Below are 14,636 nucleotides of genomic sequence, written 5' to 3'. Positions count from 1 at the left end.
CCGGGTTGCGACCTTGTTCGAAACGAACGGGATCGAATCGTTTGACCTCGTCGTCGGGGCCAAATTTTCTCAAACCTGAAGCGTCTGTTAAATATCGATGACGTTCTGAGGCTGCGGCTCAGGTCTCAAGCCATCGGGCCCGCGGCTCGGGCTACACTCCCAGGTTTGGTCGCTGGACGACCGGTTGCTGTCTGCGGGCATGACGTGTCGCACTCAAGCGTTGATCGCATCAGCCGCGAAGTGCCCGATCCTTCATCGTCAGCCATCCACCGAACGGCTGGTGCCGTCCGTCTTCGAGCGTACCGAGATCGACCGCGGCGTAGCCGAGGCTCTCGACATGATAACCCCCTGATACGCAAGGCCCAAGCGCGCGGTGCCTGCCCTGCCGAGGATGTCGACCGCTTTTACGCAAGCAAGGGAAGCCGGCATTATGCTTTTCGCATGGTCTGATACGCCCTACCTTGCGGAAATCGAGCATCTTCGCAAAGGCATCTGCAGAACATTCATTCCCGCCGCGATTGTCCTTTGCAAATATCTGCCGGTTTTGGCCCAGCCTATAGAATGTCGCACGCCCTGCTGCGGTTGCGTAGTCTTTGTCTATAAATGGAGATGTTATATGCTGTCTAAGGGCCCCCTGAGAGCCCTTGTCGGGCTTGCTCTGTCGATTTGTGCGCTGAGCGCCACGACCGCTTCGGCCGATGCGACGCTGGACCGGATCAAGGCCCGGGGAACGCTGACGGTCGGCGTCATCCTGTCCGGCGCGCCGTTCGGTTTCATCGACCCGAAAACACAGGAGCAGAAAGGCTTCAATCTCGACATCGCCAAGGGCCTTGCCGACGATCTCGGCGTGAAGCTCGAGACCGTCACGGTGACGCCGCCGAACCGCGTTCAGTTCCTGCAGCAGGGCAAGGTCGATATCCTGATCGCCAACATGCAATACACCGAAGAACGCGCCAAGATGATGCCGGTGGCGGCAAGTGTTGCGCCGACAGGGGTAAAATCGAACATGGAGAAGCTCTGACCAACCATGTCTGCGCGCACGCGCGAGACCACGATGTTCGGCGAGGTACCGATCTGCGTCATCAGGCCGCCAATAAGGGCGCCAAATGCCATGGGCATTAGGAACACCGAAGCCGACACGTTCGATCGTCGCGCGAACTGATAGGCAATAGGGATCATGATTGCCAGCGCACCGATATTTTTCACAAACGCCGACAACACGGTGACAATGATCACCAGTATGGCGAGCTGCGCCCTGACGGACGACACCTGTGGCACGAAACGTTGCACCGCCGCGTCCATCAGCCCGGAACGCGCCACTCCGGCGCTGACAACGAGTGCACTGCCGACGATGATGACAATTTCGTCGCTGAAGCCGCTAAACGCCACCTTAACGGGAGACGACTCCAACCGCGACCGCCACGAGGGGGGAACACATCGCCACTATATCATAGCGGACCCGGCCCCAAACGAATGCGGCCATCATCAAGCCAATTACCGTGAAGGTCAGGAATTGTTGCGTTGTCATGAAGCCTCCCGTTTTTCACGCAATCCCGATAAAGCAGGATCGTTCCCTCCTCAATAAGTTTCCATGGCCTACATAAATGTCTAAGCGGCAGCAATGAGATCGGGAAGACGTTTTAGGAGACTGTCGATTTGCACCATATCAATGTGCGGGCAGCCTTGGTTGGTATGCATCTACCTCAGGACGACTTGATAACGCGGTGGTTGCCAAGATATCGGCTTCAACAATGACGCCTCCAAAATCGAACGAGCATTTTTCCACTCTAAGTTCTCTTGACTCTCTTCAACCTCTCTAAGTTCTCTTGACTCTCTTCAATCTCCGGAACGAAACTAGAACGCGAAGCCAATATTGGCGAATTCAGTTGATTAAATACGGGGGAGGATCTTGCTGGGAGGTGGATATGAACGAAGCTCCAGAACAACTGCCGGTCACTGCGGCTGGGTGGTCAATCCCGCCGTTCCCGGCCACATCAGCCGAGTACATCACGGTGTTGGCGCATTATCACCGCGCCGAGATGGGCCGCATGGCGGGGTGGCGCGACCGGATCGACCGGACAACCAACTGGGCCATTACCGGCGTTGCGGCCATGCTGTCACTGTCGTTGTCATCGCCGACGTCTCATCATGGCGTCCTTCTGTTCGCCATGGTGCTGGTGCAACTTCTGCTGATCATCGAGGCGCGACGCTATCGGTTTTTCGACGTCTATCGCGGACGAGTACGCCGATTGGAGAAACACTATTTTGCGCAGGTCTTTGCACCCCTGCCGGAGTTGGATAGCGACTGGGCGCGCCTGCTTGGTCAAGATTTGCGCAAGCCGCAATTCCTGATCTCCATCCGAGCGGCGATGTCGCGGCGGCTGCGCCGTAATTATTTATGGATGTTCCTTGTCCTGCTTCTGGCTTGGATATTGAAAATCTCGACGCCTAAATTGCAGGATGACGGGGTGGCGCTGGATGTTGCGCGATCACTCCATGAGATCGTCGCAAACGCAGCATTCGGACCAATACCGGGCTGGGCCATATTGCTCGGGGTAACTGCCTTCTACTGCTGGCTCGCCTACGCCGCCCTGCTCGCTGTCGACTCTGACAAGAAGGAGCACGGCGAGGTACATGTCTGATGGAGGAAAAGCGGAGCGCACTTGATGGTGCAAAGATTGAGGCCTCATCCAGACAAAATGAAACCGGAACTCATCTGGAACATCGCGAAGGGTGTTAACTACTCATGGCAGACGCGTCTTCCGACGGGGAACAAGGTGCGCTGACACGAGACGACTTTCAGAGAAGCTAAATTGGCGCATTACTTTCCTTGTTGGCCTTATCCACTTAGTTCGCCACGCCATACGCGCACAACCGCTTTGAGATAAAGCTCAAATACGCCAGTCCCATCTTCGGCGTTTTTCATCATCTTTGCCATCAACAAAATTTCCTATAAATGTCTCGCATGGATATCCAGGAGAAACCAGATTCGGCTGCCCTTACTCGGGTCGACATACAAAATGATCCTTTGATTATGGCTGAAGTCGAGCGGCTTTTGGGCGGCCGTACCCGCGACATCCGTCTAAAGGGCAAAATCAGCCGCGTGTTTCGGGACCGCATCTGGTCACAAACTGCCAAAATTATCCGCGCCTGGATGATATGGGTGGCCCTGCTGGACGTGTTGACGCTGGCGCTCAACCTGCTCATGCTTCCACGAGACGTGGCGCTGTCCATGCTCTTGCCTGGCTCATTTCTCCCGCCAGTCGCACTGGGCGTCGCCTTTGTCTGGCGCAAACCTCGCGCGCACTGGCTGCAGGCGGCCGTTTTGATAGTGGGCATATTTCTTATCCTCCTATCCATTGCATTGGTGGGCAGGAGCGCGGGAGGAGAATTCCACGAACGGCATCTGAATATTATGCTGTTCGTGGCGATCACAGCGATCATCATCTTCGCAATTCCGCTTTCTTCTACGATAGCGATCGCGGGTTTTGCGCTTGGCCTTTATCTTGCTTTTCAGCTGCAGAATCCAAACCTCGAAATTGCGAGCAGTCTGGATGCCACGTTGTTTTTTGCAATCGGTATCATCGCGACGATTGTCGCACGACGGACGATGACCATCCTCGCCCAGAAGACTTTTCTTCTAGAGCTTAGAGACAAGCGGCGAGTCAACCAACTCGCAGACGCCAATGCCCGACTTGAGCATCTTGCAAGGACTGATCCCTTAACCGGAATTGCCAACCGGCGCTGGATGATGGAAACGCTTGACCAGCTCTGGAGCCGTAGCAGGAAATACAGTGGGCAGGTCGCAATGCTGATGTGCGACATCGATGACTTCAAGAACCTTAATGATCGGCTCGGTCATGCCGAGGGCGATCGATGTCTTATCAAGGTGGCCGGTATTATCCAAAGCCACATGCGAAGAGAGAGGGATCATGTCGCTCGCTACGGGGGTGAGGAATTTCTTGTCGTTCTTCCGGAGATGGAGGAGCGAGAAGCCTCCGCGCTGGCTGAACGTATTCGAGAGAGCATCGAGGCTGCCGCCCTTTCAAATCCTTCAAGCAGCATCTCCAATTGCGTCACGCTCAGCATCGGCGTTGCAGTTCAGGCACTTGGCGACAGCATTTCGCCGGAACAGCTTCAGCGCCGGGCAGATATGGCGCTTTATCGTGCCAAACAGACCGGTCGCAACCGAGTGGAACTCCACAGACCGGGTGACTGACTTTCGTACAAACGCCTGTGCCGAGCCCATGAAAATCATTCACCGTCTTGAGCCCCAGCGGAGGTGAAGGCGTTGGTGTTGTCTGCCGTTCAGGCTCCTCATTCGATTCGCTGCGTCGCTCCGGTACGTTCTGCTGATACAGGCGGTGCTCGGTGGGCCCGGTCTACTGAACATCATGAGCCTGCCTAAAAGTAGCAAGATCGGCTAAGCGACCTTTTTTCGACCGCATCCACCCGGAGCTGTTCCGCGCTCATACGCAACAGCTTTTCGCCTGGGTCAGCAACGGTTCGCTGACGTTGAAGATCGGTTGCGTCTATGCGCTTGCTGAAGCGGCTCGGGCGCCTATCGACATGGAAAGCCGCGCCACAATGGCAAGCGGCTGTCGATACGACTTCGTCGCCTCCTAAGCTTCAATATTTTCTGTTTGGTCAGCGGGAATTCCAAATACACCGATTGGTCTTTCAAGGCCTTTAAGCGTATAGGACCCCAAGCTCTTCACTTGGTTTTTAACCCCGGCCAACTTCACGAAAGCCTCCGAGAGCAGAACGGAATATCCTATCTGCTTGGTAAGACTCTCCAGGCGTGACGCAATGTTAACAGCTGGCCCAATGACAGTGAAGTCAAGCCGTGATCGCGAGCCGATATTGCCGTACATGACATCGCCTGCGTGGACACCGATGCCGTATGCCAGCGGTTCGCGCCCCGCTGCAGAATGCTCTTTATTCAATGCGGTGACCGCTGTCTGCGCTTCTCTGATCGCCTGGAGAAGATCGGCGCATGCTGTGGACTTGCTAAGTGGGAAAATCGCCAGAAGTCCGTCGCCCATGAATTTGAGAATTTCCCCGCCATGCTTCTCAATAGGCGCGGACATCGCGTCAAAATAGCCATTTAGAAGCTCGATCACGTCGTCGCGTGGCCAGGCGTCCGATATGGCAGTGAAATTGCGTAGATCGCAGATCAAAATCGCTGCTCCCACGGTCGATCCGCTGCCACGGCTGGTAGCGCCGGCGAGTATCTGTTCGCTCGCGTGTGGTCCAACATAGGTTTCTAACAACGTGCGCGCCAAACGGTTCTTGAGTCTGATCTCACTGACGAGAGCCAGCGCAGGCAGAACGTCAGCAAACAAGACCAAGTGATCCTGGCTGAATCCTTGCGGCTTGTCGCTGACGAAGCTGACTACGTGCCGCTTGTCCTGAGTGTGGATCAGCGGCCACGCAACATAATCCGTAAGGCCTTCGTTACTTAGCTGCCGCCAGAGTGGATACCGCGATGCGGCCTGGGTACCGTCATCGATACGTTGCCGCAACTCGCTTGCCCCCATTCTGATCTCATATACCGGACTTTCAAGATATTCTGCAGTCTCTTCAACACCGTGTTCAAATGTATCGATTTTCGCCTCCGTGATCCCCCTATGCCATAGGATTCGGGCACCGAACCATTGGGGATGCTGGATAGCAAAGTGGAGCGTTGCCCGGCCAAGGGGGACGCCTGAATCGAGTAGCCTCTCGCACATCTCTACAAAGATGTTGTCAATGAAACGTTCGTTCTGGGTATCCATCATCAGCCAGTCGAGAACTTTTCTCCTTTTCGCCGGCCAGGCGCCGCTATCATCCGGCGATGCCAAATTTACTAAAGGCTGCATGACACACGCTCCATTGATCTGAGTCTGAAAGGAAAAACTTGTGTGTTTAATCACATCAAAAGTTCGAAACACATGTGGCTCCTCCAAGATTAGATTATAAGATGCTGACAGTGACAATGCGCAGAAAATGCCAAAGCCTGTGATCGCGTCGCTGGAGTTGGTCTGATACTTTTTTACTTGGAAAGAAGCGCTGTTTCGCACATGCGAACAGGAAGGCGACGGTCCGATTGCCATTACAAGGCAACCACCGATGCGCCCACGGCAATAGTGCCGATGTTGACATCTTCGGCCCGGCGATTCGTCAAAGGTCTATGAAATCGCAGGAACTATTGCTCGCGTCCGAGCTCATCACAGGTTTTCCAAAAATCCGCGCAATCCTTGCGACAGATTTACGGGCACGAAACTCATGATCGTTCCCACGGCGGCTTACGGCGAAGGATGGAAGCCGGATTACGAGGGCCACTACCGCCCGTTTGAAGACATCGGTTTTGAGGTTATTGACGATGATCTCGTCGGCAAGACGCAGCGATCATCTCGGGCGTAGCATCGCGGATTACGGTAGGCTTGAACAACACCCGCCAAGTGCGTGACGTTTGCGTCTCCGTTCATGGGCCATTTCATTCTCTCAGACCTGACCAAGGCCAGTTGCTGCCGGACTGCCGACCTTGGTGACCGTCACCGCTCTCCAAGGTTGATGCAGGCAGAGCAGCGATCATGTCATGCTCAGCGCGCGAGCAAGTCGGCTTCGGTACGAAACCGTTGGACCACTACAATGCTGGAAACCGCTTGTTCGCCCAGTTGGCAACGTAATCGTAAAGATTGCGCGTTGCATTATCGTAGGACACACCGGTTTGCTCCGAGCAAGGTTTGCACGGCGTCATCCCGTGAACCGCGCCTTCGACGACGACGAAATCCTTGTCTTTGCTGGCCGACAGAGCGAAGATCGTCTCGCCGTCCTTGATGAAGTAATGCCCGCCCATCGCCATAACCAGCATCGGCACGCTGATCGACTGGACGGCGCACAGTGTTGAATTGTTGCTGGAGCAGATATCGATGTCGTTTAGCGCGTCCTTCGACCGGATGGCATTGGCACTGAGGAACGATTTCACCGTCAGGAACAATGCGCCGCCGTTCAGGCTCGTATCTACCCTGGCGTTTTTCGGGGTCGAAACCCGTACAGAATGCACCATTTCCGTCGATATGGAGCCGTCGTTCTTCAACAATTTCTCCGGTCGCTCCGTGCAGCACCAGACATCCGTGGAAATATCAGAAAGTCTTGCCCTGTCGCGGAAGGCGATGAAAGGTGCATCGTCGCCGCGCTGATCCTTTCCGGATTTGAGATCGGCTTGCATTTGCTGGGCCTTGTCGATCAGCCGGTTCATACGCGCCGACTGCGCCTTGGAGTAGCGATCGATGAATTCTGCCGAATAGTGTGAATCACCTTTCGCGTTGAAGCCATTCTGCGGACTAAAGGGATCGAGGGTGGGATCAAGATCGTCAGGTTTGCCTTCGTTGGTCACGGCCGGATTGAGGCTACGCAGGGTATTTATGGTGTTGCCGGGATGCGCATCGAGAAGCACCATGCCATCGGCCTTCGGCAGAGCGGCGACATCGTCATTGCTGCATTTGGAGAGCTTGTCCGGTCCATTGCAGTAGGATGGTCCTTTTTCTGCCACGGCCTGATAGTAGGTCGTGCTAGGACCGCCCCCCGAGTGGCCGATCAGAATCACGGCCTTGATCCCCGGCTGCTGTTTCAAAAACGCCACGCCCTGCCTGATATCAAGGGCGATTTCCTCGAAATTGACGGCAGCCTCGTTGTTGTCCGAGCGAGGGTTCATGCCAAGCACCATGAAACCGCGCTGCGAAAGTTCCTTGGTTGCGATTATGCTCATGAAATTTGATGTACGGTGGATGGCAAGGAATGCTACTGGCGACGTCTTGCCGGAGTCCGGCTTGTAGAGCGCCCCCTTTGTGGCGGTCGGGGAAAACTGGATATATTCCGGATGGCTTTGTGCATCGGCAAGGCTACAAGCGGTCAAGCCAGCGGCAAGCACCAGGGCGAACTTCAGCATTCTATTGATGAAAAGCATGTGTCTCCTCCAAAAAATCGCCTAACACCAACTCCCATCGTTCAGTTCTGGGCAATTGGGATTCCAGCAAACCAAGCGTTGATGACGTCGAGACCGCCGACGTCACTTGTTGTAAAGCGCGTCGATAAAGCCGCTCTTGTCCAACTCGGTAACGAAGCTGGCATCGTAGAAATGCTCAGCCTCGTAGCGCCGCAATTCGCGGTGGTTGAAGAGGCTCTTCACGAGCTTGATGCCGTCAACCGCTGGATAGGGCTTTTCCGGTGAGGCGACGACCTGCGCATACATGTCGTCCTGCTGCTTGGTATCGTGAATGCCGTACCATTTCGCCAGCGCCGCCCGGACGACGTTCTCATCCGACTTCATCAGCGCGTAGGCTTCGACCGTCGCCTTGACGAAGCGCATTACGCTGTCACGATTGGCGGCCAGCCACTTACGCTCGACATTGATCCCGGAACCGGCCAGCGGGATATTATAATCGGTCAGATTGACGAGATCCCTGGCACCGTTTTTGTCGGCCATCGTATAGTAGATCTCGCTACCGATAAACGCGTCAACCTTGCCCTCCTTGAGAGCCGCATAGGCCATGCCCTCACCCATCAGCGAGATGTCGTCATCTGCGCTCCAGCCTTTTTGCCGCAAGAATGCCAGGGCCATCAGATGACTGACCGAACCGTAACTCGAATAGCCGAGCCGCTTGCCCTTCAGATCATCAACCGAGGTCAACGCCTTTGACGCGATGATATGGAAACGCGCCGTGCTGTCAGTGGTGGCGATGATAATCCTGTCGGTCGAACGGGCGTCCGTGGTCATGGAAACTATCAGCGGACTGCCGCCGCCAATCGAGATTGGCGCACGCGCGTCCTCTTCATCCGTGCCGATGAAACTCTGAGGCACATTGATGCCGCTGCGGCTGATGCGAGAGGCGGCATTTTTGGTGATGAACTGATGGATAGTCAGATCATATTTGGCGTAGATTCCGTTGTCAGCAGCGACAAGGAATGCGACTTTGTTCAAAGAGACATCGCCAAGCGCAACATCAATCCTTGTGAGGTCTTCTGCCCGGGACGCAACGACGGCCGATGCCGTTGCGACCAGGATCAGAAGGAAACGCAAAACCGCTGTCATGAGACCTCCTTATCATTTCATTGCCGGTTGACGCGAATGACGCTGGTGATGAGCCGATCGCAATTTCTCGTCTTGCGTCACGCAGCAAGAACCACACGGGACTGTCACACTCCTCTTCCATCGCTCCGTTCCAACGCCCTCATTTGTTCTTCTATATGGAACCTTGGTCCGCATCTAGAAACGTATTTTCGTCTTGGACGTCTGTCAACACGCGGTGACACGCACTATTGCGTTATTTGGCGATTTGATGGTTTACCGTCTGACTGGAGTGGCCGGCGTGCCGCGTGAGAACTTTCAAGGTACGCGGCTTTTCTGAATGGCAGCCTCGGACCAGAAGGACGTCGGGCATATTATCCCCGTGAATTCATCGAGTGAGCAAACTGGAGAACGCGTCCTCTCGCCAAGTCAGGCAATCTTCCGCCGCATGTGGCTGGCGCTTAGCCATACCGCCGATACGAGGAAATAGAAGGCGCCGCGGCCAGAGGACGACAGTTTCGAGGTGAAGGCGCTGGATCGAACGAAGTCCATGCGGATCCACGAGGAAACCCGAAGGCCGCAGCCGAACGGCCTGATCTCGACTTCCGTGGCTTCGGGCTGACAAACGGTCGAACTGGGGAACCTTCTTGAGGACGAAACTGGCACCTGGTGATTTCGACGAATTCGATACGTCCCGTCGTCAAAGTAGCACCCGAACACGGGAGCCGCTCCGCACGCAGATGCCGGCTATTGTTGCGATCGAACCATGAGCGTTGCGGAATCCGTGGCTGATCGGGACGTCAGGTACTGAGTAAATTCCCCATGCTTGAACGTGACAGATCACGAGTGGTCACTGGATACATGCCCATTTAACGCTAATGGGTGACAATGCCTTTGGAACGGTTCTTGTCCGCGTGCGCTTCTCCATTGCAAACCACACTTGATGGGCGACTGAAGTTAAGTGAACAACAACCGTCTGCTCATGTTATCTTTACGGATAAGACGTAGTATTGCATGACCGGTGCGAAAATCCCTTTAATGTGGAAAATCTGTATGAAGCCTGGCGTCAGTGATCTCCTGCTCCATATTCAGAATGAAATTCTCGAAGCTGTGACCTCGGGTGATCCATTGCGCGACATCGCCGATTTGCTGTGTCGTAGGATCGAGAATCTGGTTCCAACCATCGTATGTTCAGTGCTCACAGTAGACCCGGACCAAAAGCTTCACCCGCTGGCCGGGCCAAGCCTGCCTGACGCCTACTCTGAGGCGCTCGACGGGATCGAAGCCGGCCCCGCAGTCGGGTCGTGCGGAACGGCAGCCTACCTGGGCGAAGCCGTGATCGTTTCAGATATAAAATCCGACCCGCTCTGGGCTAATTTCAAGGCTCTGGCCCTGCCACTGGGGCTTCGAGCCTGCTGGTCCACTCCTATAAAGTCGCGCGATGGACGCGTGGTGGGTACATTTGCTTTCTATTACAAAACAGTCCGGACTCCTGATGAACTGGAGAGGCGAATCGTTCAGACCTGTGTTCATCTGTGCGCAATTGCCATTGAGCATGAAGAGGTGCAGGCGCGCGACTATAAGCTCGCATACTTTGACGCGCTGACCGGGCTGTCCAATCGAACCCGCTTTGATGAAATGCTCTGCGCGCGATTCATGACGGATCCGATTTCGGGCTTCTACTGGTAGATATCGATCACTTGAAATCTGTCAATGATACCATGGGACACCTGGTCGGAGACTTCCTGATCCGAAGTGTGGCTAACATGATTGGCGAGGGCCGACCGAGGGAGACAGCATTCCGGCTGGGCGGGGACGAATTTGCAGTAATCATTGATGGTGTCACAACTGCAGACGATCTGACTGCCGCCGCTCAAGACGTTCTCCACAGAACCAGCGGTTCCGTAACTGTTGGATTGGACACACTTTTTCCCAGCGTCACGCTCGGCGGCGCCCTGTTCGGAGCCGATGGCGTTGAAGCAAATACGTTGCGGCAGAATGCGGATTTTGCGCTTTACCATGCCAAGGAGACAAATAGGGGAGGCTACGTTCAATTTCGTCCCGAGCTTCGCACGTCGATTGTCGACCGTATCCGTGCCATCCGCAATGTCGACGCTGCGTTGGTCGAGGGCCGCATAACGGCATATTACCAACCAATTGCGCAGCTGGCGTCATCAGAAATTGTGGGCCTGGAAGCTTTGGTACGCATGACTGATCCACAAGGCGCCGTGTCCCCTGCGGGCGATTTTGCTGCGGCGTTCTCCGATACCAAGATAGCCTCGCGTGTTACTGAGAGAATGTTGCACCAAGTTGCATCTGATATTCGCGAATGGTTGGACCTTGGAATACCGGTGGAGTACGTTGGCATTAATGTGACGACCGGGGACTTTCAATACGGAAATCTCCAGGCGAAGATCGAGGCATGCTTTGCGAAGCAAAATGTCCCGCTCAAGCACATTGTACTGGAGGTTAGCGAGTCTGTATTCATGGGCGGCAGCGACCAGTTCGTGGCAAAAGCGGTAAAGCGGCTCCGCGATAAAGGACTGCTTGTTGCACTTGACGATTTCGGCACGGGGTACGCTTCCCTTACTCATCTGATAAGCTTTCCGGTCGATATTATAAAAATCGATCGGTCCTTCGTGGAGGCTTTGACCAATGGAAAAGCAAGTTCAGTCATTGTCGCAGCTATCATCGACATGGCTAACCGGTTGAACATGCGTGTGATTGCAGAGGGTATCGAAACTATTGACCAGGAGCGGCAGCTGAGCGAGCTCGGTTGCCAGTTTGGCCAGGGATATCTTTTCGGCAAACCGGTCTCGGCGACAGACATCCGGGAACTCTTGCTGGAGCAGCATCTTAGAGCGCATACGCGATCCGGCAGCTACCCATTCTGGCTTTAGCGCAGAAATTGTACAATGCGGCAGGCATCGTCGAACGACAGAAACGGAATCAGGCCGTCCTGCGGGAGTAGCAAAATCTGGATGCTTCACCCAGTGAAGGTCTTCCCGGTATAAAACAATGTCGGCGGGGGCGTACCTCGTGGCTGAAGACCTGGACCATTGCCGCATCGAATTCGCCACGTTAAAGCCTATGCGCGTTGACGCAGGGTAGCCTTGCGTCACCGATGACCCGTGATTTCGCGGTCGGGATGATCTGGCTGGTTCTGATCGCAAGGTTCCTCGCCTACGCCGTCTACTACACCAGTCTGCGGCTTTACCCCATGGCCAAGGTCAGCGCGGCGATCTACCTCAGTCCACCTATAACGATGCTGTGGGCATGGTTGCTGTTTTCAGAACCTTTGACAGCCGCGATGTTCGCGGGGCTGGCGGTGACGCTGGTTGGTGTGTGGATGACATCGCGCGGCTAGGCGTTGGCAGACTTCGGAGGCCAACAAACATGTGCGTAGAACAAAAGGCGTGATGCCGACTCCCCCAACTGCCATAACGAAGATTTTATTGGGCAGCTCTGATGTAAACAAATGGAACCTCATTCTGTTCGGCCCAAACAAGTGACGCTGTAACTGCCTGATCAAGCGTATCGAAGGGAGTTGGTTTGAAAAATGAAGCCTTGCGGGTTCCATTTACTGGTCCACTAGCGATAAATTTTTCGCCGTCTCGTTCAATCAATACCCAGTCGCCAACTTCAGGGGGTGTAGCAAGGTTGTCGATGTCCCTTAGTTCTGTCATCGTTTAACCCCACCTCTAATCCTAATTGCCGGGGTGCCTTGCGGATGGCGTTCGTTCGCTGACAAAAATATCGGCTTCCTTCAAGGCCGCAACGAAGGTGGATCGAGCGTGTCTTGCGGTGCCGGTTCCATTGAGTGCGTCGAGACACGTTTGTCGAGCAGCTCTATATTTTTTGCCTTTGTCGTCCGGCCAATTCGATAACAGGAAATCTGCCGCAGCGTTGACGGATGATATGTGCTCCACCGTTCCGCCAGGTTGTTTTAGGACTGTCACGTGTTGAAATGGCAATTCGCGCATGGTTGGAAACGCGGTAGAATACGGTGTGGTTCCAATAACGCTCAAATAATGGATCGGTTGCCAAACAAAATCCATGACTGACGGACTTTCGAGTATTGCAGCTCCGAGAGGAGAACCGTGCCGGATATGACCTAATCATAGTTCGCGACAATCTCAGCTCGGTAAATTTAGAAAACTGGGTTACGCTTCAGGGCGCGCTTTGTGTTGCAGCGCAATCCAGAAGCATCAAGTGAAGTTATGCATGATTGACTGCGTTGCTCACGTCGACACGTTTCCTCACCCTTGGGAGCTGTAAATTCATGCTCGCCTCAACGCATATGATTGGCAAGCTCTCGCGGCTACCGTCGTCGTTGTTACAGCGTCCTTTGATTTCATTTTGCTTTCCCGTCTCAACGCCCATCTGCATGACGGCAGGTCGGTGGTCAGGAATGGTACGCATCGAGTTGATTTAATAGGGCTCGCACTTGCGGAAGAATCAACATTCGAGCACAAGTCCTTCGGACGGTTAAAGTGCCGGCGTGACAGGCCGATAGATTGCGCTTGCTAAGCACCCAAAGTTGGCACGCTAGTGTCCAGCGTGTTCTGCGTTCCGCTTGCGGGTCGCTGCGGCTTTTTTTGCCGAAGCCGATCGTTGAGCCGCAGATCGGCGGGATGCAGCAGAACCACCCTTGCGACCGCCTTTTTCCGAAGACTCGTGGGTATCCTTCTTGCCGCGTCCTGAACCTGATTTGTTGCCGCCTCCGCTCTCCTTGTTGACCGTCGCCCAGGCGCGCCGTTCCGCCTCTGAATCGGAGACGCCGCGTTTTTCATAGCCTTCGGCAATGTGATCTGCTTTGCGCTCCTGCTTGTCGGTATATTTTGATTTGTCGCCTCTTGGCATGGTCGCCTCCTGCATTTGGGGTGGATCCCTGGAGAAAGCGCGCTTGCTATTTTTGTTCCGTCATTGTTGCCATTATCGCTGTTCAAGCCGCAGGTAGACACGGTCCGACTTTCAAACCTTAAGCGCGACGAGCCTTGTTTTGTCATCTACCGCACAGTTTTAAAATTACAAAAAATTCAGGGAACCATTGCGGCAAAAACCTGTTTGTGCGGGCAACGGGGTTAACCTGAAACCAATGGAGGAAAGTTATGCCGAACAACAACAATCGCGAACAGCAGGGTGGCGGTTCAGACCGCGGATTTGCATCGATGGATGATGACAAACAGCGGGAAATCGCCAGTGAAGGCGGACAGAAGTCTGGTGGTAATTTCAAGAACGATCCGCAGCGGGCAGCCGAGGCCGGCAGAAGCGGTGGCCAGCAGTCCGGTGGCAGCTTCGAGAATGATCCCGATCGAGCGGCTGAAGCTGGCCGTCAGGGCGGACAGCACTCCGGCGGAAACCGCAGCGGCGGCCAGCAGTCGGCGGAAACCGACGAAAGCCGCCAGCAACGCGGTGGAAATTTTGCAGACGATCCGGAGCGTGCGCGTGAAGCGGGCCGAAAGGGTGGTCAAAGCTAAAGGTAAGCATAGGTGGCGGGCCGGGGCACCCCGCCGCCCACCAGGTAGAAGGGGTGGGCTCAAGAGAAAATGTTGGTTTGGTGAGCCGGTGGGGTTGCTGTCAT

General features: G+C 54.8%; 13 protein-coding genes and 4 pseudogenes. 8 read left to right on the top strand and 9 right to left on the bottom strand.

Annotated features, from left to right (window positions below; genetic code table 11):
- Window positions 1-258: 258 nt before the first annotated feature.
- Window positions 259-429 carry a hypothetical protein gene (locus tag PHA01_RS26580; protein ID WP_271899289.1) on the bottom strand — a complete coding sequence of 57 codons (171 nt, stop codon included), beginning with the start codon at window positions 427-429 and terminating at the stop codon, window positions 259-261.
- A gap of 187 nt (window positions 430-616) precedes the next feature.
- On the opposite strand from PHA01_RS26580, the pseudogene PHA01_RS26575 reads away from it, so the two are divergent.
- Window positions 617-964: pseudogene (locus PHA01_RS26575) on the top strand (transporter substrate-binding domain-containing protein); the annotation flags it as partial.
- On the opposite strand, the pseudogene PHA01_RS26570 reads toward PHA01_RS26575, so the two are convergent.
- A pseudogene (locus tag PHA01_RS26570) lies at window positions 958-1,528 on the bottom strand (SLC13 family permease); the annotation flags it as partial. The pseudogenes PHA01_RS26575 and PHA01_RS26570 sit on opposite strands and share 7 nt — an antisense overlap.
- Window positions 1,529-1,925: 397 nt before the next feature.
- Between PHA01_RS26570 and PHA01_RS26565 the strand changes: the two are divergent.
- Together PHA01_RS26565 and PHA01_RS26560 are read left to right on the top strand one after the other, a co-directional pair.
- Entirely contained in the window at window positions 1,926-2,642 is a 717-nt protein-coding gene (locus PHA01_RS26565; protein WP_271899288.1) for a DUF2270 domain-containing protein, read from the top strand.
- A 323-nt stretch (window positions 2,643-2,965) separates the two neighbouring features.
- Complete coding sequence (locus tag PHA01_RS26560; RefSeq protein WP_417021047.1) at window positions 2,966-4,219, top strand: GGDEF domain-containing protein; 1,254 nt, start codon at window positions 2,966-2,968, stop codon at window positions 4,217-4,219.
- 403 nt (window positions 4,220-4,622) lie between these two features.
- Here the strand turns inward: PHA01_RS26560 and PHA01_RS26555 are convergent, their stop codons facing one another.
- Window positions 4,623-5,861, bottom strand: a complete 1,239-nt coding sequence (locus PHA01_RS26555) for an adenylate/guanylate cyclase domain-containing protein (protein WP_271899330.1) — start codon at window positions 5,859-5,861, stop codon at window positions 4,623-4,625.
- 406 nt (window positions 5,862-6,267) lie between these two features.
- Between PHA01_RS26555 and PHA01_RS26550 the strand changes: the two genes are divergently transcribed.
- Window positions 6,268-6,405: a hypothetical protein gene (locus PHA01_RS26550; RefSeq protein WP_271899286.1), complete on the top strand. Its 138-nt coding sequence runs from the start codon at window positions 6,268-6,270 to the stop codon at window positions 6,403-6,405.
- A gap of 223 nt (window positions 6,406-6,628) precedes the next feature.
- On the opposite strand, the gene PHA01_RS26545 is transcribed toward PHA01_RS26550, so the two are convergent.
- Window positions 6,629-7,951, bottom strand: a complete 1,323-nt coding sequence (locus tag PHA01_RS26545) for an alpha/beta hydrolase family protein (protein ID WP_271899285.1) — start codon at window positions 7,949-7,951, stop codon at window positions 6,629-6,631.
- Window positions 7,952-8,053: 102 nt separating this feature from the next.
- Window positions 8,054-9,076 (bottom strand): ABC transporter substrate-binding protein, encoded by a 1,023-nt coding sequence (locus PHA01_RS26540; protein ID WP_271899284.1) that lies wholly within the window; start codon window positions 9,074-9,076, stop codon window positions 8,054-8,056.
- Window positions 9,077-10,105: 1,029 nt separating this feature from the next.
- Here PHA01_RS26540 and PHA01_RS26535 point away from each other — a divergent pair.
- Together PHA01_RS26535 and PHA01_RS26530 are read left to right on the top strand one after the other, a co-directional pair.
- Window positions 10,106-10,741, top strand: coding sequence for a GAF domain-containing protein (locus tag PHA01_RS26535; RefSeq protein WP_271899283.1), 636 nt, complete (start codon window positions 10,106-10,108; stop codon window positions 10,739-10,741).
- A gap of 11 nt (window positions 10,742-10,752) precedes the next feature.
- Complete coding sequence (locus tag PHA01_RS26530; RefSeq protein WP_271899282.1) at window positions 10,753-11,952, top strand: putative bifunctional diguanylate cyclase/phosphodiesterase; 1,200 nt, start codon at window positions 10,753-10,755, stop codon at window positions 11,950-11,952.
- Between the two features lie 20 nt (window positions 11,953-11,972).
- Here PHA01_RS26530 and PHA01_RS26525 read toward each other — a convergent pair.
- A pseudogene (locus tag PHA01_RS26525) lies at window positions 11,973-12,133 on the bottom strand (LysR family transcriptional regulator); the annotation flags it as partial.
- Between the two features lie 7 nt (window positions 12,134-12,140).
- On the opposite strand from PHA01_RS26525, the pseudogene PHA01_RS26520 reads away from it, so the two are divergent.
- Window positions 12,141-12,419 (top strand): annotated as a pseudogene (locus tag PHA01_RS26520) (EamA family transporter); the annotation flags it as partial.
- An 85-nt stretch (window positions 12,420-12,504) separates the two neighbouring features.
- Here PHA01_RS26520 and PHA01_RS26515 read toward each other — a convergent pair.
- From PHA01_RS26515 to PHA01_RS26510, 3 genes are all read right to left on the bottom strand, one after another.
- Window positions 12,505-12,738: a hypothetical protein gene (locus PHA01_RS26515; protein ID WP_271899280.1), complete on the bottom strand. Its 234-nt coding sequence runs from the start codon at window positions 12,736-12,738 to the stop codon at window positions 12,505-12,507.
- A gap of 21 nt (window positions 12,739-12,759) precedes the next feature.
- Complete coding sequence (locus PHA01_RS29530) at window positions 12,760-13,035, bottom strand: DUF982 domain-containing protein (RefSeq protein ID WP_417021044.1); 276 nt, start codon at window positions 13,033-13,035, stop codon at window positions 12,760-12,762.
- Between the two features lie 565 nt (window positions 13,036-13,600).
- Window positions 13,601-13,915 carry a plasmid stabilization protein gene (locus PHA01_RS26510; protein WP_271899279.1) on the bottom strand — a complete coding sequence of 105 codons (315 nt, stop codon included), beginning with the start codon at window positions 13,913-13,915 and terminating at the stop codon, window positions 13,601-13,603.
- A gap of 248 nt (window positions 13,916-14,163) precedes the next feature.
- On the opposite strand from PHA01_RS26510, the gene PHA01_RS29525 reads away from it, so the two are divergent.
- Window positions 14,164-14,532: a con-10 family general stress protein gene (locus tag PHA01_RS29525; RefSeq protein WP_417021043.1), complete on the top strand. Its 369-nt coding sequence runs from the start codon at window positions 14,164-14,166 to the stop codon at window positions 14,530-14,532.
- Window positions 14,533-14,636: the final 104 nt, after the last annotated feature.

It is taken from the genome of Candidatus Phyllobacterium onerii, assembly GCF_028331445.1.
GTDB lineage: Bacteria > Pseudomonadota > Alphaproteobacteria > Rhizobiales > Rhizobiaceae > Phyllobacterium > Phyllobacterium onerii.
Note: the sequence above shows the minus strand (reverse complement) of the source record. Positions and strands in the feature narration are given on the sequence as shown.